This window comes from Stenotrophomonas sp. SrG (assembly GCF_050031795.1).
Taxonomy (GTDB): domain Bacteria; phylum Pseudomonadota; class Gammaproteobacteria; order Xanthomonadales; family Xanthomonadaceae; genus Stenotrophomonas; species Stenotrophomonas rhizophila_A.
Genome location: NZ_JBNBBE010000004.1, coordinates 168867 through 192500 on the forward strand (window position 1 = coordinate 168867; position 23634 = coordinate 192500).

Genomic DNA, 23634 nt, shown 5'->3' on the forward strand with positions numbered 1-23634 from the left:
CGGCACTGGGGCGTCCGTTGCTGGCAGGATGCAATGCCGTCAACGCCCGCCAGGAGTGAGCGAATGTCCAACGCACAGGATCCCCGCCGCAGCCGGTTTGCCCTGATGGCGCTGCTGCTCATGTCTGGCATCGCAGGCACTGCATCGGCCGCCAATGAATGCCCGGACACCTCGGCGCTGGAACCGGCGCGCGCGGTGGTACGCGACCTGCAGCGGATCACCACGCCGAACGGGATCCAGGAACAGTACGCCACGCCGATCGGCGGGGTGAAGCAGTGGCTCACCATCCGCGGCGAGGACCGGGCCAACCCGGTGATCCTGTTCGTGCACGGTGGCCCGGCCAGCCCGGTGACGCCGAGCGTGTGGCAGTTCCAGCGACCACTGGAGGAGTACTTCACGGTGGTGGACTGGGACCAGCGCGGTGCAGGCAAGACCTACGCGGAGGCGTCGCCGGACGCGATCGCGCCGACGCTGACCATTGAACGCTACGTGGATGATGCCATCGAGGTGGCCGAGCACCTGCGCACGCACCTGGGCCAGCGCAAGGTGATCTTGATGGCGCACAGCTGGGGCACGATCGTGGCGATGCAGGCGGCGTTGAAGCGGCCGGACCTGTTCCACGCGTACGTGGGGATCGGGCAGATCATCAACCAGGTGGAGAACGAGAAGATCAGTTTCGATTACGGGCTGGCGCAGGCGAAGGTACACGGCAACGCCAAGGCGGTGGCCGAACTGGAGGCGATCGCGCCGTACCCGGGCAACACGCCGATCACGCGCGAGCGGATCATTACCGCGCGCACGTGGCCGCAGTACTACGGGGGGCTGACGGCCTACCGCGATGACTCGAAGTATTACTTCGGCGCGGCCAGGCTCTCGCCCGATTACACGGACGCCGACCGCTGCAACATCGACAAGGGCAGCGTGCTGTCGCTGGGGCCGTTGCTGCCGCAGATGCTGAAGGTGGATTTCAACCCGATCACCCGCTTCCCGATCCCGGTGGTGATGTTCATGGGCCGCCACGACTACACCACGCCCACCGCGCCGACCGAGCGCTGGTTGAACACCGTGCGGGCGCCCTACAAGCAGGCCGTGTGGTTCGAACATTCGGCACACATGGTGCCGTGGGAAGAGCCGGGCAAGACGCTGTTGAGCCTGGTGCAGATCGTGCGCCCGCTCGCGCGTCCGGATTGACCCTCAAGCCAAAGCCAAAGCCAAAGCCAAAGCCGTGGTCTGTGGGTGTCCATGGTTTGGCTGGCGCCGGTGGGTTTGCGGGAGACGCCGTGAACCCATCCATGGGAGCTCGTTCGCGCCATCCATGGCGCTCTACGCTCCCGCAAACCCACCGCCGCCAGCCTTCGACGCATGGCAGGTGACCATGGAAAGAGCGAAGTGCATGGCCGTAGGGTCGGTTCCCAAACGACTGCACGGAGGTTACTCACGCGCGGTAACGCATGGAAATCATCAGAACCGCTCTTTAGCGGGGACAAAAAAAAGACCCGACAGAGGGAGGGTTCTGTCGGGTCTTGGGATTGCGTGGGGGGAGGGACCCACGCAAATTCCGTTTGATGCAATGCAGCATACACCGATCGTGGTGCATTGCAACAATCCATTGCCGAAGTGGTCCGGATTAGGTTGAATCCGTTCAGAAACAACCGGTTGGGTCTGGGGCTCAGCCGCGGTAGCGGCAGCCGGAGGTGCAGGTCTCATGCACCGTCACCTCGCTCAGCGCCGGCAGGGCGGGCTTGAGCTCGTTCCAGATCCAGATCGCCAGGCGTTCGCTGGTCGGGTTTTCCAGGCCGGGGATGTCGTTGAGGTAATGGTGGTCCAGGCGGTCGTAGATCGGCTGAAAGGCCGCTTTGACGTCGCCGAAATCCATGATCCAGCCGGTGTGTTCGCCCGGCTCGCCCTCGACCTTCAGCTCCACCCGGAACGAGTGGCCGTGCAGGCGCGCGCACTTGTGGCCCGCCGGCACGTTGGGCAGGTGGTGGGCCGCTTCGAGGGTAAAGACTTTGAAGATTTCCATTGGCCCATTGTACGGCCATCCAACAAAAACATATCCATCCGGATGAAGAGATGTTACTTTTCGTTATATCCGCATGAAGCGATGTTATTGGCCCGTTAAGCCCTTGGCATGGACTACTGCGGAACTCGTCGTCCACCACCCCCATAGAGTTCATGCCCAAGCACACCCTTCTTGTGGCGGCCCTTTCCGCCGCCCTGGCTACGCCTTTGTCCGCGTTTGCCCTCGACGCCGCCGCTGGCCCCGATGCCAGCCCCGACGCCTCCGCCAGCGGCGAAAGCACCACCCTGGCCGCGGTGCGCGTCACCGGCTCCAACATCAAGCGCACCGACACCGAGACCGCCAACCCGGTGCAGGTGATCGGCCGCCAGGAAATCGAAGCCACCGGCAAGGCCACCGTTGCCGACCTGCTGCGCTCGATCTCGGCCAACACCGGCAACGCCAACAACGAAACCACCAACAACGGCTGGGCCTCGGGTTCGGCCGGCATCGGCCTGCGCGGCCTGTCGCAGAAGAACACGCTGGTGCTGCTCAACGGCCGCCGCCTGGCCAACTACGGCTTCCCCGCCGGCGGCCTTTCCGACACCTTCGTCAACCTCAATGCGCTGCCGATGGTCGCCGTGGAGCGCATCGAAGTGCTCAAGGACGGCGCCTCGGCCGTGTACGGCTCCGACGCCGTGGCCGGCGTGGTCAACATCATCACCCGGCAGAACTTCCAGGGTGCCGAACTGGGCGGCAGCGTCGGCACCGCCGACCAGGGCGGCCTGGACGAGCAGAACCTGAAGTTCATCGGTGGCATCGGTGACCTCGACGCCGATGGCTACAACATCCTGGTCAGCCTGGAAGGCTACAACCGCGAGCGCCTGGACCAGGACCAGCGCGACCTCACCAAGTCCGGCATCTACACCGACAAGCCCGGTGGCCGCTGGAACGGCTGGTCGGCCAAGGGCGCGCGCTTCCTGGTCAACGGCACCTCGGTGCCCATGCTCGACGCCAACGGGCAGTGCCCGGACAACACCACGCTGGTGCCCAGCGCGCCGATCGACGGCCTGCCCGGCAACACCTGCGGCTACAACCTCGCCCCGTACACCACGCTGATTCCCTCGACCAAGCGCTACCAGGCCTACGTCAACGGCACCTTCAAGGTGAACGACAACGTGGAAGCGTTCGGTGAAGTGATCTACAGCGAGATCAAGGGCGTGTCGTGGTTCGGCAGCAGCCCGTTCTTCACCCTGGAAAGCGGCCGCTTCGCGCTCAACGCCGATACCGGCCTGGCCGAGCCGGTGTCGTCCAACCTGCCGGCCAGCAGCCCGTTCAACCCGTACGGCCGCGCGATTCCGATCGAGTACACCTTCTTCAACCTCGGCCCGACCATCAAGACCAACCGCTCCACCGCTTACCGCGGCGTGTTCGGCCTGCGCGGCAGCCTGCAGGACTGGGACTGGGAAGTGGGCGCGTTCGGGGCGCGCAGCAGCGAGCGCGAGACCGTCTCCGGCGGCTTTGCCAACCGCCGGACCCTGGCCGATGCGCTGGCCACCGGCAGCTACAACCTGCTCGATCCGTCGGCTACCCCGCAGTCGGTGATCGATGGCATCAACCTGAGCACCCTGCGCCCGGCCGAGTCCGTGCTGCAGGGCGTGGACGCCAAGATCTCCGGCGGGCTGGGCAGCACCTGGGCCGGCCCGATCGGCTTCGCCGCCGGCCTGGAATGGCGCCGCGAGAAGCTGGATTCGGAAAACCCGTGGCAGATCGACGCGGGCCTGCAGATCCGCCCGGCCATCGCCGAAGTGCACGGCGAGCGCAAGGTCACCGCCGCCTATGCCGAAGTGAACGTGCCGCTGGCCGAGCGCCTGGAGCTGCAGGCCGCTGCGCGTGCCGACCACTACAGCGATTTCGGCGATGCGTTCTCGCCCAAGCTGAGCCTGCGCTGGCAGCCGTTCGACATCCTGCTGGTGCGTGCCGCGGCATCCAAGGGCTTCCGCGCGCCGTCGCTGTCGGAGAACTCCAACAGCACCAGCATCGCCTACGGCAGCGTGATCGATCCGCGCGACCCGGACGTGCCCGGCTCGCGCCAGAACCCGACCTTCTTCACCGTCGGCAACAGCGACCTGAAGCCGGAGCGGACCAAGAGCTACAACCTGGGCCTGGTGCTGTCGCCGTGGTCCAACACCAGCCTGAGCGTTGACTATTACCGCATCGAACTGGAAAACCTGGTCGGCACCAACAACACCCAGACCCTGGTCACCAACGATGTACCCGGCGCGGTCACCCGCGATGAGCGCGGCAAGCTGCTGGCGGTGTTCAACCGCTACCAGAACCTGAGCGAGCTCAAGACCTCCGGCTTCGACGTGGAACTGCGCCAGCGCTTCCCGACCGAAGCGGCCGGTGACTTCTCGCTGTCCACCGCGTTCACCCACGTGCGCGACTACAGCCGCCCCACCGTGGTCGGCGGCCCGCTGGTGGATTACGCCGGCAGCAACCTCGGCGCCACCCTGCCCAAGAACAAGGCCACCACCACGCTGGACTGGAGCTACGCCGATTTCCGCACCGCGCTGACCTGGTACTACACCAGCGGCTACGACCAGAAGGCCAGTGCCGCGGCCACGGCCGTGCAGGACCGGGTGGATTCGTACAGCCAGTTCGATCTGTACCTGGCCTACACCGGGCTGGAGAAGCTGACCCTGTACGCCAAGATCCAGAACCTGGCTGATGAGGAACCGCCGTACGACGCCTCGTTCCCGGGCATCCGCGCGCCGTACGACTTCAGCCAGTACGACCTGCGCGGCCGCTACTTCACCGTCGGGTTCGATTACCGCTTCTAAGAGGGGTTTGCTGTGTCCTTGTTCCATGGTTTGTCGCGCCCCATCACCTGGGTGGTGGGGGCGCTGTGGCTGCTGGCCGCGCCGGCGTTCGCACAGAGCGCCTATTTCTTCCCGCAGGACGGCGATTTCGATCCGGCCATTCCCACCCCGCAGCAGTTCCTGGGCTACGAGATCGGCAGCCGCTACACCCGGCACGACCAGCTGGTGGCCTACTTCAACGAGCTGGCCAGACACTCCGACAAGATCAAGGTCGAGCAGATCGGCAGCAGCTACGAAGGCCGCCCGTTGCTGATCGCCACCGTCACCTCGGCGCAGAACCAGCAGCAGCTGGAAACCCTGCGCCGCCAGCACGTGACCCTGGCCGACCCGGCGCAGCCGCTGTCGGCCGCCGGCAACAGCCCGGTGGTGGTGTGGCTGGGCTACAGCGTGCACGGCAATGAAACCTCCAGTGGCGAAGCCGCGCTGCTCACCGCGTACTACCTGGTGGCCAACCGCAGTGCCGATACGGCCAGGTGGCTGCAGCAGGCGGTGGTGCTGTTCGACCCGGCGCAGAACCCGGACGGCCGCGACCGTGCGGCCAGCTGGCACAACGCCTATGCCTCGTCGCCGGCATCGGCCGATCCGGCCGACAAGGAGCACGTGGAGCCCTTCCCGCAGGGACGCACCAACCACTACTTCACCGACCTAAACCGCGACTGGCTGGCACTGACCCAGCAGGACACGCGGCCCAAGATCGCCTACTTCCACCAGTGGTACCCCAACGTCCAGATCGATTTCCACGAGATGGGCAAGGACAGCACCTACTACTTCGAACCGTCGCCGGCGAGCATGCACAGCCCGCTGTTGCCGGCGTCGTCGTACGCGTTCAACAAGACCCTGGCCAAGTACCACGCGCAGGCACTGGATGCGCTCGGCTCGCTGTACTACACCGGTGAGAATTTCGACAACTTCTCGCCGGTGTACGGCTCGACCTATCCGGACTTCCATGGTGCGGTCGGTGTCACGGTGGAACAGGCCAGCTCGCGTGGCCGCGTGCAGGAATCGGTCAACGGCCTGCTGACCTTCCCGTTCACCATCCGCAACCAGGTCGCCACCGGCCTGGGCACCGTGCGCGGTGCGGTGACCGAGCGCGACGGGCTGCTGAAGCTGCAGAAGGAATTCTTCCAGTCCGCCGTGAAGCAGGCCAACCAGCAGCCGGTCAAGGCGTTCGTGTTCGGCGACGCCAACGACCCGGGCCTGACCCGGCGCCTGCTCGACCTGCTGCTGCAGCACCAGATCACCGTGCAGGCGTTGAGCACGGCGGTCACCGTGGACGGACAGCGCTTCGAGCCGGGCAGTGCCTACGTGGTGCCCACCGCGCAGCCGCAGTTCCGCCTGGTGCATTCGATCTTCGCCGAGACCCCGCCGATCAAGGGCGATGTGTTCTACGGCAGCACCTCCTACGCGATCGCGCCGGCCTACGGCGTGGCGTTCGCCGGCAGCCGCAGCCGTGTCGATGGCGGCGAGCGCATCACTAGCCTGCCGTCCGCCCGTGGTGGGGTGAGCGGTGGCCAGGCCGGCTATGCCTACGTGTTCGACTGGCGCGATTACAACGCCAGCCGCGCGCTGTACGCGCTGCAGGCCAAGGGTGTGCTGACCCGCGCCGCGTTCCAGCCGTTCACCGCCGCCACCGCGTCGGGTGAGCAGGCCTTCGCGCGCGGCAGCGTGGTGGTGCCGGTGGCCGGGCAGACGCTGGCGGGCGACGCACTGCTCGCTGCCGTGGATGAAGCGGCGCGCAGCAGCGGCGTGCAGGTGCACGCCCTGGCCAGTGGGCAGAGCCGCAGCGGCATCGACCTGGGCAGCGACAGCGTCAAATCGCTGCGCAGGCCGGCGGTGGCGCTGGTGATGGGCGAGGGCGTGAGCGCCACCGAGATCGGCTCGGCGTGGTTCCTGCTCGACCAGCAGGTGCAGCTGCCGGCCAGCAAGCTGGACCCGGCGCAGCTGGGCAAGGTCAACCTGGACCGCTACACCACCATCGTGCTGTCCGGCGGTACCTACAGCGGCGTGGATGCCACGGCGGTGGCCGCGCTCAAGCGCTGGATCAACGCCGGCGGTTCGCTGGTGACCTACGGCAGCGCGGCCAAGTGGGCGATCGAGCAGAAGCTCAGCGATGAAGTGCTGGGTGCCGAAGAGAAGGAGCCCGAAGGTGCGCGCCGCGCGTTCGGCGACCAGCGCGACATCGCCGCCATCGAGCGGGTGAGCGGCAACATCCTCAGCGCCGACGTGGATACCAGCCACCCGCTCGGCTTCGGCCTGCCGCGCACCCAGCTGGCGATCAACAAGGAAAACGGGATCAGCTTCAAGCCGAGCCGCAATGCGTTCTCGACCGTGGTGCGCATTGACGAGTCGCCGCGGGTGAACGGCTACCTGTCCGAGGCCAACCGCAGCCGCGTGGCCGGCAGCGCCTGGCTGCTGGTGTCGCCGCAGGGGCAGGGCAACGTGGTGCTGTTCGCCGATGACCCGGCGCATCGCAAGTACTGGCACGGCACCGAGCGGCTGCTGTTGAACGCGGTGTTCTTCGGCAACCTGCTCAACCCGACCAAGCCACGCGGGTAAAAAAAAGGGCGACGCAATGCGTCGCCCTTTTCATCGGGTATCGCAACCGGTCAATCAGCTGGCGCGCGCGCCGCCGCCGCCCTGGCCGCGACCACCACCGCCACGGCGCTGGCCCGACGGCGCACCACCGCGCGGCGCACCGTTGCCGGCACCACGGCTTGCACCGCGACCGGCACCGTCACGCTGGCCGCCGCCGGTCTTGGCACCGGCATGGGCGTGGCGCGGGGCCTCGCCATGCGGACGACGTGCGTGCGCGCCGCGGCGCGGCGCACGATCGCCACCCGGCACTTCGGCCTTGCCCGGCGCGCTGTTGCCCCAGCGGATCGGGGTCTGCGGCTCGAAGCCGGGCACGTCGCGGATGTCCATGTCCTTGTCCAGCAGGCGCACGATCTGGCGCAGCAGCTTGGCTTCGTCCTGGGCCACCAGCGAGATCGCCTGGCCGGTCGAGCCGTTGCGGCCGGTACGGCCGATACGGTGCACGTAGTCTTCCGGCACCATCGGCAGGTCGTAGTTGATGACCTTCGGCAGCTCGTTGATGTCGATACCGCGCGCGGCGATGTCGGTGGCCACCAGCACGGTCACGCGGCCGGCCTTGAAGTCGCCCAGCGCACGCAGGCGCTGGCCCTGGCTCTTGTTGCCGTGGATCGCCGCGGTTTTGATGCCCGACTTCTCCAGGAACGTGGCCAGCTTGTCGCAGCCGTGCTTGGTACGGCCGAACACCAGGGTCTGCTCGCGGCTGTCCTGGGCCAGCAGGTGCAGCAGCAGGTCACGCTTGCGCGGGCCGTCAACCGGGTGCACGCAGTGCTTGATGGATTCGGCGACCGTGTTCTTCGGCGTGACCTGGATCTGCGCCGGATCGCGCATGAACTCCAGGGCCAGCTGCTTGATGCTCTCTTCGAAGGTCGCCGAGAACAGCAGGGTCTGGCGGTTCTGGCGCGGCAGCTTGGCCAGGATCTTCTTGATCGACGGCAGGAAGCCCATGTCCAGCATGCGGTCGGCTTCGTCCAGCACCAGGATCTCGATGCCCGACAGGTCGACGCTGCGACGCTCCAGGTGGTCGATCAGGCGGCCCGGGCAGGCCACCAGCAGGTCCACGCCACGGCGCAGCACGTCGAACTGGTTGCCCATGCCGACGCCGCCGTAGATGCAGGCGCTGGGAATGCGCAGGTACTTGCTGTAGCCGCGCAGGCTGTCATGCACCTGGGTAGCCAGTTCGCGGGTCGGGGCCAGCACCAGCGCACGCGGCTTGCGCGGGCCGTTCACGGCCTGCGGATTGGTGCCCAGGTGCTGCAGCAGCGGCAGGCCGAACGCGGCGGTCTTGCCGGTGCCGGTCTGCGCGCCGGCCAGCAGGTCGCGGCCTTCCAGGGCCAGCGGGATCGCCTGCTCCTGGATCGGGGTGGGGTTTTCATAGCCCTGCTCGGACAACGCGCGCAGCAGGAACGGGGCAAGGCCCAGGTTTTCAAAAGACATCGGGTGGAAGCTCCAAAGACGAAGTAACGCCAGGCCGAATGGCCGGACGCAAGGCAGATCGAGTTGATCGGCTGACTCGGAGCGTTCCCGTGAACCGCGCTGCGAGAATTGGGTGCAGCCGGCGCGGTGCGCAGACTGGAATGCATGACGAATGGCGTCGGAGTGGGGGCGGGCGAGGGACGGAAATCCCGATCGCCGGCGATCCCGAAGGGAAACGGACGGCCGCTGCAGACCCCGACAGTGTAGCGGAACCGCGCGAACAAGGCCAAATCCCCCGTTCAGGTTGAACAAGCGACTCCCGACGTATCCATGCCTCCCCGGCGCCCGTAGCAATTCGTAGCGGCCGGCCCCAGCCGGACGACCTTGGCGAGCGACCACGCCAGCATCATTCGGATGGTTTATGTTCGTTCTGCGGCACTGCGACTTGGCATGACCACGCATTTGGTTACACTCGAAACCTATTTCCTGCGATCCCCGGATATTCCCCCCCCATGAAGCTTGGTTCTTTGAAGGAAGGCGGCCGCGACGGCACCCTGATCGTGGTCTCGCGCGACCTGCGCCATGGCGTCCGCGCCACCGGGATCGCCGCCACGCTGCAGCAGGCCCTGGAAGACTGGAGCCACCTGGCGCCGCGCCTGAACGCCCTGTACGAGTCGCTCAATGACGGCAGCGCCGATGGCGTGTTCGACATCGACCTGCAGGCACTGGCCGCGCCGCTGCCGCGCGCCTATGAATTCGTCGATGGCAGCGCCTACCTGCCGCACGTAGAGCGCGTGCGCCGCGCCCGTGGCGCCGAAGTGCCGGAAAGCTTCTACACCGACCCGCTGATGTACCAGGCCACCAGCGCCGGGTTCCATGGCCCGCGCGATGCCGTGAAGGTGATCAGCGAGGAGTACGGCATCGACCTGGAAGCCGAACTGGTGGTCATCACCGATGACGTGCCGATGGCGGTCACCGCCGAGCAGGCCGCCGGTCATATCCAGCTGGTCGGCCTGGTCAACGACGTCTCGCTGCGCAACCTGATCCCGGGCGAGCTGGCCAAGGGCTTCGGCTTCCTGCAGTCCAAGCCGCGCTCGGCGCTGTCGCCGGTGTTCGTCACCCCCGACGAGCTGGGCGAGGCCTGGCAGGACAGCAAGGTGCACCTGCCGCTGGTCACCCACGTCAACGGCGCCTGGTTCGGCGCGCCCGAAGCCGGCGTGGACATGCAGTTCAACTTCGCCCAGCTGGTCGCGCACGCGGCCAAGACCCGCCCGCTGGGCGCCGGTGCCATCGTCGGCTCGGGCACCATCGCCAACGAGGACACCAGCAAGGGCGCATCCTGCTTTGCCGAGCAGCGCACCGTGGAAACCCTGCGCGACGGCAAGCCGAGCACGCCGTTCATGTCGTTCGGCGACGTGGTCCGCATTGAAATGTTCAACGCCGCCGGCGAGAGCATCTTCGGCGCCATCGAACAGCGCATCGAACAGGCAGCACGGCCCTGAACACCCCGGCCGACCGCATCGAGCTGTTCAGCTACTGGCGCTCCAGCGCGGCCTACCGCGTGCGCATCGGTCTGAACCTCAAGGGCCTGGAACACCAGATCACCCCGGTGCACCTGGTCCGCGACGGCGGCCAGCAGCACAGCGAAGGGTATGCCGCGCTCAACCCGCAGGAGCTGGTGCCCACCCTGGTGCATGGGGACCTGGTGCTGCACCAGTCGATGGCGATCCTGGAATACCTCGACGAGGTGTTTCCGGAACCGCCGCTGCTGCCCGACGATGCCCCGGGCCGCGCCCGCGTGCGTGCGCTGGCACAGCTGGTGGCATGCGACCTGCACCCGCTCAACAACCTGCGCGTGATGCAGTTCTTCAGCGATACCTGGAACGTGCCGCAGACCGAGCGTGAGGACTGGACCCGGCACTGGATGACGGTCGGCTTCGATGCGATGGAACGGCTGCTGGTCGAGTCGGTGGACACCGGGCGCTTCTGCCACGGCGACACACCGACCCTGGCCGATTGCTGCCTGGTGCCGCAGCTGTTCAACGCCCGCCGCTTCAACGTGGATCTGGGCCCGTACCCGACCCTGGTGCGGATCGACGAGGCGTGCCTGGCCTTGCCGGCATTCGATGCGGCAAGGCCGGAAGTCCAGGCCGACGCGTCACCCTGAAACCGGGTACCGACCCACGGTCGGTACCTGCCGGTCAGAACCCGTGCGTGATCGCCGCCGGGGTCGCCGCCGAATAATCCGCGTACGGGTCATGCTCGCCGCTGCCGCCTTCGGACAGGCGGAACTTCAGGGCCAGGCCATCGCGCGAATCGGCTGCACGCAGCGCTTCTTCCTGCTCGATGATGCCGCCCTTGGCCATGCGGAACAGGCACTGGTCGAAACTCTCCATGCCTTCTTCCAGCGAGGCTTCCATCGCCGGCTTGATCTCGTGCACCTGGCCGCGGCGCAGCAGGTCGCGGATCATCGGTGTGTTGATCAACACCTCGGTGGCCGGCAGGCGGCGCCCATCCTGGCCCTTGACCAGGCGCTGGGAAATCACCGCGCGCAGGTTCAGCGAGAGGTTCATCAGCACGTTGCGGTGCGCGCTCTCGGGGAAGAAGTTGAGGATGCGCTCGATGGTCTGGTCGGCGTTGTTGGAGTGCAGCGTGGCCAGGCACAGGTGACCGGTTTCGGCGAAGGCGATGGCCGCCTCCATCGTTTCCGAATCGAGGATTTCGCCGATCAGGATCACGTCCGGCGCTTCACGCATCGCGTTCTTCAGCGCGTTGTGGAAGGCATGGGTATCCAGCCCGACCTCGCGCTGGTTGACGATCGACATCTTGTGCTTGTGCAGGTACTCGATCGGGTCCTCGATGGTGAGGATGTGCCCGGTCGTGGTGCTGTTGCGGTGGTCGATCATCGACGCCAGCGAGGTCGACTTGCCCGAGCCGGTCGAGCCCACCACCAGCACCAGCCCGCGCGGGGTCATGATGACGTCCTTGAGGACCTGGGGCAGGTTGAGCTCTTCGATGCTGGGAATCTTGCTGCGGATGGCACGGATCACCATGCCGACCTCGCCGCGCTGCTTGAACACGTTGACGCGGAAGCGTCCCGCATCCGGCAGGGCGATGGCCATGTTGAGCTCAAGGTCGCGTTCGAACTGGGGCACCTGGCCCTCGTCCATCAGCGAATAGGCGATTTTCTTGACCATCCCGGGCGGCAGCCCGGTATTGCCCAGCGGGTACAGCTTGCCTTCGATCTTGATGTACACCGGGGCGCCGGTGGTCAAGAACATGTCCGAAGCGTTCTTTTCGGTCATCAGCTTCAGGAAATAGCCGATATCCATGCGAAATGTTTCCCCAACAATCGGCGACATGCCATTGCAAGCACGCCGCAGGCTTCCGACAATGGCCGCGCACCTACTTCAGGCGAACGGCACCCCCAATGAATCCTAGCTTCGCACAAATGCGGCGTACCCCGTATGTAGTTTTGACGAGTTGCGTGATGGCGTGCGCATTCGCACTGGCCGGGCCGGCCCTGGCCCAGGACGGCGCGCTCGAGCTCATGCAGGCCCGCCAGGCCGTGGACAAGGCCACCCAGGCCGACGCCGACCAGTACGCCCCGGACCTGATCGCCGTGGCCCGCCAGGGCCTGGAACAGGCCCAGGCCGCAGCGGGCGACCGCCGCGAGCGCAAGAACGCCCCGGCCCTGGCCGTGCGCGCCACCGCCGATGCCGACCTGGCCCGCGCCCGCAGCGAGGAGGCCACCGCCACGGCCCAGCTGCAGCTGCGCCGCAACGAGGTGACCCAGCTCGAACGCCAGCTCGCCGGGGAGGACCGCCGATGAAGGCCGCTGCCCTGCGCATCCCGCCCCTGCTGCTGGCCATCGGCCTGGCCCTGTCGCCGCTGGCCGGCGCCGCCGAAGACCCGGCCGTGGCCCAGCTCACCCAGCGCCTGATGGCGATCCAGGCCAACCCGGATGCCGCCGAGCTGGCTGCCTACGAGCGCCTGCAGGCCCAGCAGGCCATCGCCGCGCTGGCCAATGCCAAGCGCCGCGACCTCGACCAGGCCCGCTACCTGGCCGACCGCCGGGTCGAAATCGCCGAAACCAGCGTGCGAGCCGCCTTGGCCAAGCGCGAAGTGGCCACCCTCGAGCGCACCCGCAGCGACCTGCTGATCGAAGCCAGCCGCCGCGATGCCCAGCGTGCCCGCCAGGAAAGCGAGCGGCTGCGCGTGCAGGCCCAGATCCAGGCCGAGGAGTCCGAACGCCTGCGCCTGGCCGCCGAAACCGAAGCGCTGGCCCGCCAGGACGCCGAAACCGCCCTGACCAGCGTGGCCGGCAAGCAGACCGCGCGGCTGAGCGCGGCCCAGCAGAACGCGGCCAAGCTGGCCCGCGAAGAGGCCGAGCTGGTATCGGGCAACAAGCTGCCGGGGTCGAAGTTCGACAGCCGCGGCGAGGTGTTCACCTTCGCCGGCGATGCCTTTGCCAGTGGCAAGGGCGCGCTCTCGGGCGGGGCCAAGGGCCAGGCCAAGGCGCTGGCCGAGTACCTCAACATCGGCAAGAAGGGCCGGGTCCGTATCGAAGCCTACGATGCCGCCGCCGGGGTGGGGCAGCAGCGTGCCGAAGCCCTGCGCGATGCCCTGGTGGGGGCCGGCGTCAGTGCCAGCCGCCTGCAGGTCAGCGGCAAGAAGGCGGCGGCGACCAAGGCGCGCTCGGCCGAGGTCATCATCGCTCCTTGATCGCCGGTGTCATGACCAACGGTCATGACCTACCTGGTTGCCTCTGTCATGACCAACGGTCATGACCTACCTGGTTGCCTCTGTCATGACCAACGGTCATGACCTACCCGGTTGCCTCTGTCATGACCAACGGTCATGACCTACCGGGTTGCATCTATTGGTAGGTCACGACCGTTGGTCGTGACCGCGTCAGAATGACGCAACCTCCTGTTTTTGTTTAAATTTCGTTGAAGTGCGTGTTCAGCCTGAACCCCGACTGGCGCGCACCGGCGATTTCAAACGAAACCCTTGAACCGGCCCTTGGGCAGGCGTAGGGTCGATTGTCCGGGTGGCCTTCCGCGACCCGGACGATTGGAGGGCCGGGCCGATGCATCGAGGGCACGAACCAGAGCAGTCTGCAGGCCGGGCAACCCCGGTCGTGCGCCTGGGTTCTGCCTTGATCGCGGTGGATGCTGGCGCTCCTCCCGAAGCAACGCCCCGTGCCTTACCGGCCGGGGCGTTCTTGTTTGTGCTGTAGACGCGATAGGAGGTTCATCATGTTTGAAGGTCAGCCCCAGAGTGAAATCGACGCACGCCGCAAGAGCGATCCGGAATTCAAAGAGCTTTACGAACGGCACCAGAAGTTGAACAAGAAGTGTATGGATGCCGCGTTGGGCGTGAATCCGGTAGGCGACCTCACTCTGGGCCAGTTGAAGCGTGAGAAGCTTCTCACCAAGCAGCGCCTGCTGCGCATGTACGAGTCTTCCTCCCCCGTGCACTAAGGCCTGATCGTGCCGGCCCACGCCCGGCACCTGCCGCTGAACCTGCCGGCCCAGCGCCGGCACCGCCAAACGCCGCGGGCGGCGTCCGTCTCCTCGTCGACGGGCGCCGTCCGCGTCGCTCTTTCAGGGCCAGGGATGCATGGCGTGTCTCTACCTTCTGTCGGATAATCGGGGGTCCGGCCGCCCTGCGGCGCGAATCGATGTGACCCGATGGCAATCCACTCCTCCGTACTCGACCTCATTGGCAAGACCCCGATCGTCAAGGCCCAGCGCCTGGACACCGGTGTCTGCGAGCTGTACCTGAAGCTCGAAAGCGCCAATCCCGGGGGATCCATCAAGGACCGCATCGGCCTGTCGATGATCGAAGCGGCGGAACAGCGCGGTGATCTCAAGCCGGGTGCGACGCTGGTGGAAGGCACGGCGGGCAATACCGGCCTGGGCCTGGCCCTGGTCGCCCAGCAGAAGGGGTACAAGCTCATCCTGGTCGTGCCGGACAAGATGAGCCGCGAGAAGATCTTCAACCTCAAGGCGATGGGCGCCGAAGTCCGGCTGACCCGTTCGGACGTGGCCAAGGGCCACCCCGAGTACTACCAGGACATGGCCAAGCGCGTGGCCGAGGAAACCCCCGGCGCGTACTTCATCAACCAGTTCGGCAACCCGGACAACCCGGCCGCGCACGAATTCGGCACCGGCCCGGAAATCCTGGAACAGATGGACGGCGACCTGGATGCCATCGTGTTCGGCTGCGGCAGCTCCGGCACCATGACCGGCCTGTCCCGCGCCTTCTCCACCCTGTCGCCGAAGACCGAGCTGGTGCTGGCCGACCCGGTTGGCTCGATCCTGGCCGAATACATCAATGATGGCGTGCTCAACGACAAGTCGGGCAGCTGGCTGGTGGAAGGCATCGGCGAGGACTTCCTGCCCTCGATCGCCGATTTCAGCCGGGTCACCAAGGCCTATGCCATCACCGACGCCGAAAGCTTCCACACCGCGCGCGAGCTGCTGGGCAAGGAAGGCGTGCTCGGTGGCTCCTCCACCGGCACCCTGCTGGCGGCGGCGCTGAAGTACTGCAAGGAGCAGACCACCCCGAAGAAGGTGCTGGTGCTGGTCTGCGACACCGGTAACAAGTACCTCTCCAAGATGTACAACGACTACTGGATGCTGGACAACGGCTTCCTGGAGCGCCCGCAGACCGGCGACCTGCGCGACCTGATCCTGCGCCCGTACGGCCAGCGCGACACCGTGGTGATCGGCCCGAACGACCTGCTGACCACCGCCTACCAGCGCATGAAGCTGTATGACGTATCGCAGCTGCCGGTGATGGATGGCGACCAGCTGGTCGGCATCGTCGACGAAAGCGACGTGCTGCTGCATGTGTACGGGGACGAGTCGCGGTTCCGCGACAAGGTCTCCACCGCCATGGTCAGCAAGCTGGACCGGCTGGACGTGAAATCGCCGATCGAAGCCCTACTGCCGGTGTTCGATCGCGGCCAGGTGGCCATCATCATGGATGGTGGCAGCTTCCTGGGGCTGATTACCCGGATCGACCTGCTGAACTACCTGCGTCGTCGCGTCCAATAAGGGCGCGATGGCCGACGTTCGGCACTGAACCTGCGTTTATTAGAGTCAACGGCTGATTAAGCCGGCGCTGATAGACTTCCGCTCCATTTAGTGTGGGCCCCGTTCGGGGCTCTACAATCGCTGGGAATCCCATGTCCGATCCTGCAGCCTCCGGGCACTCCAAGCGCCAGCTCGCTCTCGCCACGCTCGCCATCCATGGCGGGCAGTCGCCCGACCCGAGCACCGGCGCGGTGATGCCGCCGATCTACGCCACCTCCACCTACGCCCAGTCCAGCCCCGGCGAACACCAGGGCTTCGAGTACTCGCGCACCCACAACCCGACCCGCTTCGCCTACGAGCGTTGCGTGGCCTCGCTGGAAGGTGGCACCCGCGGCTACGCCTTCGCCTCGGGCATGGCTGCCACCTCCACGGTCATGGAGCTGCTGGATGCCGGCAGCCACGTGGTGGCGATGGACGACATCTACGGCGGCACGTTCCGGCTGTTCGAACGTGTGCGCAAGCGCACCGCCGGGCTGCAGTTCGGCTTCGTCGACCTGACCGACCTGGCCGCCTTCGAAGCGGCGATCACGCCGCAGACGAAGATGGTCTGGATCGAAACCCCGACCAACCCGATGCTGAAGATCGTCGACATCGCCGCGGTCGCGGCCATCGCCAAGCGCCGTGGCCTGATCGTGGTGGTGGACAACACGTTCGCCTCGCCGATGCTGCAGCGCCCGCTGATGATGGGCGCGGATATCGTGCTGCACTCGGCCACCAAGTACCTCAATGGCCACTCGGACATGGTCGGTGGCATGGTGGTGGTCGGCGACAACGCCCCGCTGGCCGAGCAGATGGCCTTCCTGCAGAACTCCATCGGCGCGGTGCAGGGGCCATTTGACAGCTTCCTCGCGCTGCGTGGTCTGAAGACCCTGCCGCTGCGCATGAAGGCCCATTGTGCCAATGCACTGGCGCTGGCGCGCTGGCTGCAGACCCACCCTGCAGTCGAGACGGTCATCTACCCGGGACTGCCAACCCACCCGCAGCACGAGTTGGCCACGCGCCAGATGAAGGGCTACGGCGGCATCGTCTCGGTTGTGCTCAGGGGCGGGTATAAGGCCGCCAAGCGCTTCTGCGAGGCGACCGAGCTGTTTACCCTGGCCGAATCCCTTGGCGGGGTGGAAAGCCTGGTCAACCATCCAGCGGTGATGACACATGCGTCCATTCCGGTGGAGCGCCGCAACCAGTTGGGCATCAGCGATGCACTCGTTCGCTTGAGTGTGGGCGTTGAAGAGCTGGGGGATCTGCAGTTGGATCTTGAGCGCGCGCTGGAGGCTGCCGCCGTATGATGGGTCGACGCATCGAATTGATGCTGAGCCTTACCGGCCGGGACATCAAGAAGAAGTACAAGGATTCTCTGCTCGGTGCGCTGTGGGGCGTGCTCGTGCCGCTCATCATGCTGGCCATCTATACGGTCATCTTTTCCACTATTTTCAGTGCCAAGTGGAAAGGTATCGAGACACACACAAAGGTGGACTACGCGGTCCTCCTGTTCATCGGGCTGATCGTCTACAACTTCTTCGCGGAATCGCTGACGCGGGCGCCGAGCGCCGTGCTCAGCAATCCTAACCTGGTCAAGAAAGTGGTGTTTCCGCTGGAAGTACTGCCGCCGGTGGTGGTTCTGTCTTCGCTCTACAACGCGGGCGTGGCAACCATCGCGTTGGTGGCATTCCTTGTTTTCAGTAGTTTCGGGCTGCATTGGCAGGTCGTGCTGTTGCCGATCCTCGTCCTGCCGATGCTGGCCTTGACCATGGGTGTCACGTACCTGTTTGCGTCCCTGGGCGTCTTTTTCCGCGACGTGGATCAGATTGCCGGCCTGCTTGCGCGCGTACTTCAGTACCTCACCCCGGTTCTTTACCCGTCGATCATCTTCCCTGAGTACATAGGGAAGTGGATGCGCCTCAGTCCGTTGGCCGTGTACGTCGAGCAGATGCGCGCGCTGATCGTCAGCGGCACGCTGCCGGACTGGGGCCTGTACAGCTGGGCGGTGGCCTGGTCGGTGGGCATCTTCTTCTTTGGTTATTGGTGGTTCCAGCGGACCCGGAGGGCTTTCGCCGATGTCGTCTGAAGATTTGGTTATCGATATCGAGAATGTCAGCAAGGTCTTCAATATCTTCGACAAGCCGTCAGACCGGTTGCTGCAGATGCTGTTGCCTCGGCTGGGGCGCATGCTGCCCGGAAGCGGTGAGTGGTCGTCGCGGCAGCGCGGGCGTGAATTTTGGGCGCTGCGCGACGTCAGCCTGAAAGTAAAGCGGGGCGACGCCGTTGGCATCATCGGCCGCAACGGCTCGGGCAAATCCACCCTGCTGCAGATCATCGCCGGCACGCTGGCGCCCACCCTTGGCAAGGCGCAGGTGAACGGGCGCATCGCGGCGCTGCTGGAACTGGGCAGTGGCTTCAATCCGGACTTCACCGGCCGGGAAAACGTCGTGTTGAACGGCATGATCCTGGGCCTGACCGAGCGCGAGGTGATGCAGCGTTTCGATGCCATTGCAGCGTTCGCCGATATCGGCGATTTCATCGACCAGCCGGTGCGGACCTATTCCAGCGGCATGATGCTGCGCCTGGCCTTTGCGGTGCAGACGCAGGTCGAGCCGGACATCCTCATCGTCGACGAGGCGCTGGCGGTGGGCGATGCCCTGTTCCAGAAGCGCTGCTTCCAGCAGATGGAAGCGCTGCGGGCCAATGGCTGCACGCTGCTGCTGGTTTCGCACGACCAGGAGTCGATCCGCACGTTGACCGACCATGCCATCCTGCTGCGCGACGGTACCGTGCGCGCGGCCGGGCCTTCGTCGGAAGTCGTGCTGGAGTACCGCAAGCAGCTGCATGATGACGAACGCGATTACTACGCTTCCATCAGTGCGCAGCACCTGCAGCATGCGCAGAAGATCGTTGAAGCGCAGGCGGTGGTCGAGGATGCCGCGGAAGTGCCCGTGCATGAAGGTTCACCCGTGCTTGGTGTGCGCAGCGACAAGCTGTCCTTCGGGGACTACGACTGTGTCGTCGAGCGGGTACGGGTATTCGACGGGCAGGGTGACGAATGCGCGTATTTCCTTCCACGCGAGCGGGTGGTGATCGAGGTCACCGCACGTCCAATCCGTGACATGGACAAGCTCAACATCAACGTACGCCTGCGCAACAAAGAAGGGGTCAAGCTCTATTCCTGGGGGACGCTCAATCAGGACGTGACGGAGTGGTCTGAAGAAGGAAAGGACCACCCGGGCATCTGGGGAACCACCTTCCGCGCCGACGAGCCGTTCGTGGTTCGCTTCGAGTTCGACTGTGCGCTCGGCGTGAACTTCTATGAAGTCCAGGTCTCGGTGTCCGAGGAGCTTGAACGCTTCGGCGGTGCCCAGCGCATGCTGCACTGGCGCGACGAAGCAGCCTTCTTCCAGGTGGGCATGCGGCAGAAGGAATACACCTTTGGTGGCGTCAGTGACCTGCGCATGCGTGCCGTGGTCGCCGACGCCGAATGAATCAGGAAGGCCCTGCTATGGATATGAACTTCAGCGATGCACATTCCGCGCTCACCCCGGCTGCGATCCGCGTGGCCGTGGCGCGCCTGCTTGCATGGTTGCCTGTCGGCCCCGTAGCCGTGCTCGGCGACGCTACGCCCGGCCTGCTGCGCGCCCTGCGCCAGGCCGGCGTGGCGGTCCAGGACAGCGCTGACGGGCGCCCTGCCGCGGCGGCCATCCTCGTCGTGGAGCAGGTGGATGCCGCGCAGGCGGATGATCGCCTCAGCGCTGCGCTGGCAGGCCTGGCCGGTCCGGTCTGCCTGGTGGTGGTGGGCGCCGCTGCCGTCGCGGGCAGTCGCGCTTTCTGGGAGGCCGCGGTCATCAAGGCAGAGTGGCGCAAGCATCCGCTCAACGAGCGGGTGGCCCCTTACGGTGAGCTGGACCGCGTCACGGGTCTCCTGATGACCTCCTTTGAGCGCGTCCCCGAGCAGGCCCTGGCGGTGTATCCGCTCAAGGCGCTGGAAGAAGAACGCGACCTGCATACCGACATGACCCGCGAGCCGGGACGTCGCTCCGATGCGCACATGACCCGTTACGCCCAGGCGGCGCAGTTCATCCGGGCCGGCGACCGTGTCATCGACGTGGCCTGCGGCCTTGGCTATGGTTCCTACCAGCTGGCCCACAACAGCGCCGCCGCATTCTTCACCGGTCTGGATGCCAGCGACTATGCGGTCGATTACGCGAACATCAATTTCGCCTCGGTTTCACCGACACCCATGAACTTCATCGTCGGCGACGCGCAGAACCTGTCCGGAATGGCGGACGGATCGGCCGATTTCGCCGTGTCGGTAGAGACGCTGGAGCACCTCCCCGAGCCGGATCGGCTGCTGGCCGAACTGCATCGCGTGCTGTCCCCGCAGGGTCGGGTATACGCGAGTGTGCCCAACGACTGGTCTGACGAAACCGGTGAGGATCCGAATCCGTTCCACTTCCACGTCTACGACTGGCCGCGCCTGCTGGCGCAGTTCCAGCGCAATGGCTTCGTCATCGAAAAGGCGTGGCTGCAGGATGCGGGCGGCGGGCAGAAGCGGCATTTGACGGCCCGTTCGATGCTGGAAATCGATCCGGCTGTTGGCCCCGGCTGCGACGGAGAATGGCTGCTGGTGCTGGCGCGGAAGGCCGGTGCGCCGCAGCAGGGCATGCTGGATGCGCTGTCGCGTGCGCGTGCGCTCCTGGCCGAAGGGCGAAGCAGCGCGGCGCTGGCGCAGGTCAGCGCCGAGTTCAACGCTCCCGACCCGTTGTTGCGCGCGCGCGCGCAGGCATTCGCGGCTTCGGTTCTGGCTGCGGCCGGTGACGCTGATGTCGCCCGGAGCCATTGGGACAGCGTACGTGCGAGCGCCCACGAAGCACTGTCGGTCGATTCTGCGGACGCCGACGCCGCGGGCCTGTTGCATCTTGCCGCTGTCGAGCTGGCGGGCGGCAAGCCACCGCGGCCGGGCGCGCTGCACCGTCAGCGGCAGTCGCATGCAACGGCGATGTCCAGCCTGATGGGCGCTGATATCGCGCTTGTCTCCGACAACGACGACCGTGCGGTGCTCTCCGGCCCTGTAGACGGGGCCGAGCAGATCAATGTCGGGGCGCGGGACGTGCGCCAGTTGATGGAGGCCAAGGCGTGGCTGGACGGCAAGTTCCACGAGCACATGCAGCGCATCAGTGAACTGGAGCGCTACACGGCCGAGCTTGAAGCGGCCCGTCTGTGGCTGGATGGGCAGTACCATGCCCTTACCGCCGAGGTGCAGCGCTTGAACGAGGCAGTGACGGCCGTGACCGCTTCTTCCCCCGACGGCACGCCGTGACTGCAGCGATGAGCCCCACGGCCCCGCCCGACACCCCGGTTGCTTTGCTCACCCCGTTGGTGGCTGCCGACCTTGCCGAGTACTGCCTTCGCGCGGTGGGTCCATGCCGCGTTCACCTGGTGGGTGCCGAGCTGTTCCCGCTGGCGGCCTTCCTGCGGGCAGCGGGATGTGAGGTTGACCATGCCGGGACGCTGGCGGGCTCGACGGTCGCGGGGGACGTGGTCGTCGCCTGGGTGGCGTCGGCGGATGCCCGCGCCGCGCTTGTGGACCTGGGTCACGAAGTAAATACGCTGGTGCTGGTCGGGTCGGCTGGGCCCGACGCGCGATTCAATATCGCGGTTGGGCTGGCTGCCGGGAAGGGCTGGCAGCAGCATCCCGCTGTCTTTACCTTGCCGGGAGCACCGCAGGACGTTCGAGTACATATGCTGTCCCGCGCCGGTGTCAGCACGGCCGACGCTGATTCGCTGCCTCGTGCCAGCTATTACGGCCTGGCAGCGGCGCTCGTACGGCCAGGCGACGCGGTATTGGCCACCGACGCGGCTCGCGATGATCGATGGCGGGTCCTGGTGCAGCAGTCGCGGTGCCGCTGGCTGGGGGTGATCGGTGACCGCGCGTCTGCAGGCGCCATCCAGCCGGGCGTGGAATGGCTGGACAAGGCGCGCTGGCACACTACCTGCCCACCCGTGGACGTGGTCATTGCGCGTTTGTCGAAAGACGCCTCCGATTGGGCGGAAACGTTGCAGCATGCCCACGATGTGCTGGTGCGCAGCGGGCGCTTTGTGGTGGAGGTACCGTTGCCATCGGGACGCAATCCGGAGCTGCGCGGGTTGCTGGCAACGCTGGAGCAGCGGGGCATGGTGATCGATCGTGCTTGGTGGCAGAGCTTTGATCGACCCGCAGGACCGGAACAGTTCGTGGAAGTTGCGCCTGACCCGGCGGGCCACCTGGCCATCGACCCCGACAGTGTTGCCTCGGCCGACGCATTGGTCCTGATGGCGGTGAAGATCGACGGCGCGGGCATCACGCAGGATCCGACGCTGGATGCACCGAATGCGATTGCGTTCCAGCGCGATTACCTGGATGCCAGCCTGGTTCGTCTGATCGTTTCGGTCGGACTGCGGCTGGAATCGTCCGCTTCGCGCAGAATGATCGCACGACAGGTGATGCGGGACGCGCCGGTGGACAGCGCGGACTACGGCGCTGCGCTGTGCGTGCTGCTGTACGACCCGGCGGCCCTTGCGGGCGGCGCCCGAGGGCAGTTGCTGGCCGCCGCCCAGCGCTACATTGACGGGCCCGCGCGCAATCCGACCATGCTGCGATGGCAGGTCTCGCTGGCCTTTGCTTCTGCGACCCTGATCCAGTCCAGCGGGGACCTGCCAGGCGCCGCCGTGTTGTACGAACGGGTGCTTGCCTTCGACGTGCTCGACTTCAGCCCCCTGCTTGGCACGAAAACGACGGCCGCTGCCGTGCGTTTGGGTTGGATCCATTTCGGTCGTGGCGATGTCGCTGCCGCCCGTCAGGCCTGGGCGCGAGGCCTGGATGAGGCCCGGCGACTCGCCTCGCAGCCGGACTGGACAGCCGTCGTAGGCGATCCCGGCCGGCCGGAAACCTTCGGCATGCCCGAATTCGCCCTGGTCATGGATGAAGCGGGTTGCCTTGCCTCGGCATTGCGCCTGACCAGTGAAACGCCACTGCGCCCGGGCCTGGCCTGGCAATGGGCAAACAGGTCATGGCGGCAGCAGCTGCAGGAGGCGCGTACCGACCAGCAGCGTCGACAGGCATGGGAGGACAACCTGCAGAACGCCAAGGACTGGCTGGACGGCCAGTACCACCAGCTCAACGCCGAGCTCGCCAGTCGTGAACAGGCGATCCAACAGCTCGATACCGAGCTCTCCAGTCGCGAAAGGGTGATTCAACACCTCGATTCGACCGCGCAGGCACTTGCTGTCGACGCCCATGGGATGCGCGCCGCATTCCGTCTGGCGCATCTGCAGGCGGTTGCCGAAAGGTCTGCTCTCGCGCAGCAGCTGGACGGTGCGCGTGCCGAGTACGAACAGCTGACCCACGATCATCAACGCCTGGGGGACGCCAATCGGCAATTGATCGGCGCCCACCGGCAGCTGCTCGCTTCGTACGAACATCTGATCGATGCAGCTCAGCATCTCAGTGCGGCTACCGGCGCGATCATGGATCGACAGGGGCAGGGTTCGGTCCCGATCGATTCGATTGCGCATGAGATGTCGAGGCTGGCGACAGCACTCAATCGCCTGCCGCTGAAGGGCCTGGTGAGAAACGTGCTGCGCGCGCTTTCCTTCGTGCTGGGTCGGAAGTGAA

Annotated in this window: 17 protein-coding genes; 14 read left to right on the forward strand and 3 right to left on the reverse strand. The window is 66.1% G+C overall.

Annotation, left to right across the window (positions count from 1 at the left end; genetic code table 11):
- The first annotated feature begins 63 nt into the window (after positions 1-63).
- Positions 64-1191, forward strand: a complete 1128-nt coding sequence (locus tag ACQG3P_RS05635) for an alpha/beta fold hydrolase (protein ID WP_426804445.1) — start codon at positions 64-66, stop codon at positions 1189-1191.
- A gap of 478 nt (positions 1192-1669) precedes the next feature.
- Here ACQG3P_RS05635 and queD read toward each other — a convergent pair whose 3' ends face one another.
- On the reverse strand, positions 1670-2023 hold the full coding sequence (queD, locus tag ACQG3P_RS05640) for a 6-carboxytetrahydropterin synthase QueD (RefSeq protein WP_068849013.1): 354 nt from the start codon (positions 2021-2023) through the stop codon (positions 1670-1672).
- Between the two features lie 152 nt (positions 2024-2175).
- On the opposite strand from queD, the gene ACQG3P_RS05645 reads away from it, so the two are divergent.
- Together ACQG3P_RS05645 and ACQG3P_RS05650 are read left to right on the forward strand one after the other, a co-directional pair.
- A complete protein-coding gene (locus ACQG3P_RS05645; RefSeq protein WP_426804446.1) occupies positions 2176-4842 on the forward strand; it encodes a TonB-dependent receptor in 2667 nt (888 codons plus the stop codon).
- 30 nt (positions 4843-4872) lie between these two features.
- Complete coding sequence (locus ACQG3P_RS05650; protein ID WP_426804503.1) at positions 4873-7437, forward strand: M14 family zinc carboxypeptidase; 2565 nt, start codon at positions 4873-4875, stop codon at positions 7435-7437.
- A 54-nt stretch (positions 7438-7491) separates the two neighbouring features.
- Here ACQG3P_RS05650 and ACQG3P_RS05655 read toward each other — a convergent pair whose 3' ends face one another.
- Positions 7492-8907 carry a DEAD/DEAH box helicase gene (locus ACQG3P_RS05655; protein WP_426804447.1) on the reverse strand — a complete coding sequence of 472 codons (1416 nt, stop codon included), beginning with the start codon at positions 8905-8907 and terminating at the stop codon, positions 7492-7494.
- Between the two features lie 491 nt (positions 8908-9398).
- Between ACQG3P_RS05655 and ACQG3P_RS05660 the strand changes: the two genes are divergently transcribed.
- Entirely contained in the window at positions 9399-10388 is a 990-nt protein-coding gene (locus ACQG3P_RS05660; protein ID WP_426804448.1) for a fumarylacetoacetate hydrolase family protein, read from the forward strand.
- Positions 10385-11053: a maleylacetoacetate isomerase gene (maiA, locus tag ACQG3P_RS05665; protein ID WP_426804504.1), complete on the forward strand. Its 669-nt coding sequence runs from the start codon at positions 10385-10387 to the stop codon at positions 11051-11053. Before ACQG3P_RS05660 ends, maiA begins: the two co-directional genes overlap by 4 nt.
- A gap of 34 nt (positions 11054-11087) precedes the next feature.
- On the opposite strand, the gene ACQG3P_RS05670 is transcribed toward maiA, so the two are convergent.
- The gene (locus ACQG3P_RS05670) at positions 11088-12218 is read right to left on the reverse strand and encodes a PilT/PilU family type 4a pilus ATPase (protein WP_068849022.1); all 1131 of its coding nucleotides are present in this window, start codon (positions 12216-12218) and stop codon (positions 11088-11090) included.
- Positions 12219-12316: 98 nt separating this feature from the next.
- On the opposite strand from ACQG3P_RS05670, the gene ACQG3P_RS05675 reads away from it, so the two are divergent.
- The 9 genes from ACQG3P_RS05675 to ACQG3P_RS05715 all read left to right on the forward strand — a co-directional run bounded on the left by ACQG3P_RS05675 (position 12317) and on the right by ACQG3P_RS05715 (position 23633).
- Complete coding sequence (locus ACQG3P_RS05675) at positions 12317-12718, forward strand: DUF4398 domain-containing protein (RefSeq protein WP_093532893.1); 402 nt, start codon at positions 12317-12319, stop codon at positions 12716-12718.
- Positions 12715-13611 carry a hypothetical protein gene (locus ACQG3P_RS05680; protein WP_307107491.1) on the forward strand — a complete coding sequence of 299 codons (897 nt, stop codon included), beginning with the start codon at positions 12715-12717 and terminating at the stop codon, positions 13609-13611. The genes ACQG3P_RS05675 and ACQG3P_RS05680 overlap by 4 nt, the downstream gene beginning before the upstream one ends.
- A 536-nt stretch (positions 13612-14147) precedes the next feature.
- Positions 14148-14372, forward strand: a complete 225-nt coding sequence (locus ACQG3P_RS05685; RefSeq protein WP_068849028.1) for a YdcH family protein — start codon at positions 14148-14150, stop codon at positions 14370-14372.
- Positions 14373-14582: 210 nt separating this feature from the next.
- Entirely contained in the window at positions 14583-15953 is a 1371-nt protein-coding gene (locus tag ACQG3P_RS05690; protein WP_068849030.1) for a pyridoxal-phosphate dependent enzyme, read from the forward strand.
- Between the two features lie 131 nt (positions 15954-16084).
- Positions 16085-17278: a cystathionine gamma-synthase gene (locus ACQG3P_RS05695; RefSeq protein WP_426804449.1), complete on the forward strand. Its 1194-nt coding sequence runs from the start codon at positions 16085-16087 to the stop codon at positions 17276-17278.
- A gap of 20 nt (positions 17279-17298) precedes the next feature.
- Positions 17299-18057 carry an ABC transporter permease gene (locus ACQG3P_RS05700; protein WP_426804450.1) on the forward strand — a complete coding sequence of 253 codons (759 nt, stop codon included), beginning with the start codon at positions 17299-17301 and terminating at the stop codon, positions 18055-18057.
- Entirely contained in the window at positions 18047-19465 is a 1419-nt protein-coding gene (locus ACQG3P_RS05705) for an ABC transporter ATP-binding protein (RefSeq protein WP_426804451.1), read from the forward strand. The genes ACQG3P_RS05700 and ACQG3P_RS05705 overlap by 11 nt, the downstream gene beginning before the upstream one ends.
- Positions 19462-21300: a class I SAM-dependent methyltransferase gene (locus ACQG3P_RS05710; protein WP_426804452.1), complete on the forward strand. Its 1839-nt coding sequence runs from the start codon at positions 19462-19464 to the stop codon at positions 21298-21300. Before ACQG3P_RS05705 ends, ACQG3P_RS05710 begins: the two co-directional genes overlap by 4 nt.
- Positions 21301-21308: 8 nt before the next feature.
- Entirely contained in the window at positions 21309-23633 is a 2325-nt protein-coding gene (locus ACQG3P_RS05715) for a hypothetical protein (RefSeq protein ID WP_426804453.1), read from the forward strand.
- The last annotated feature ends 1 nt before the right edge of the window (position 23634 follow it).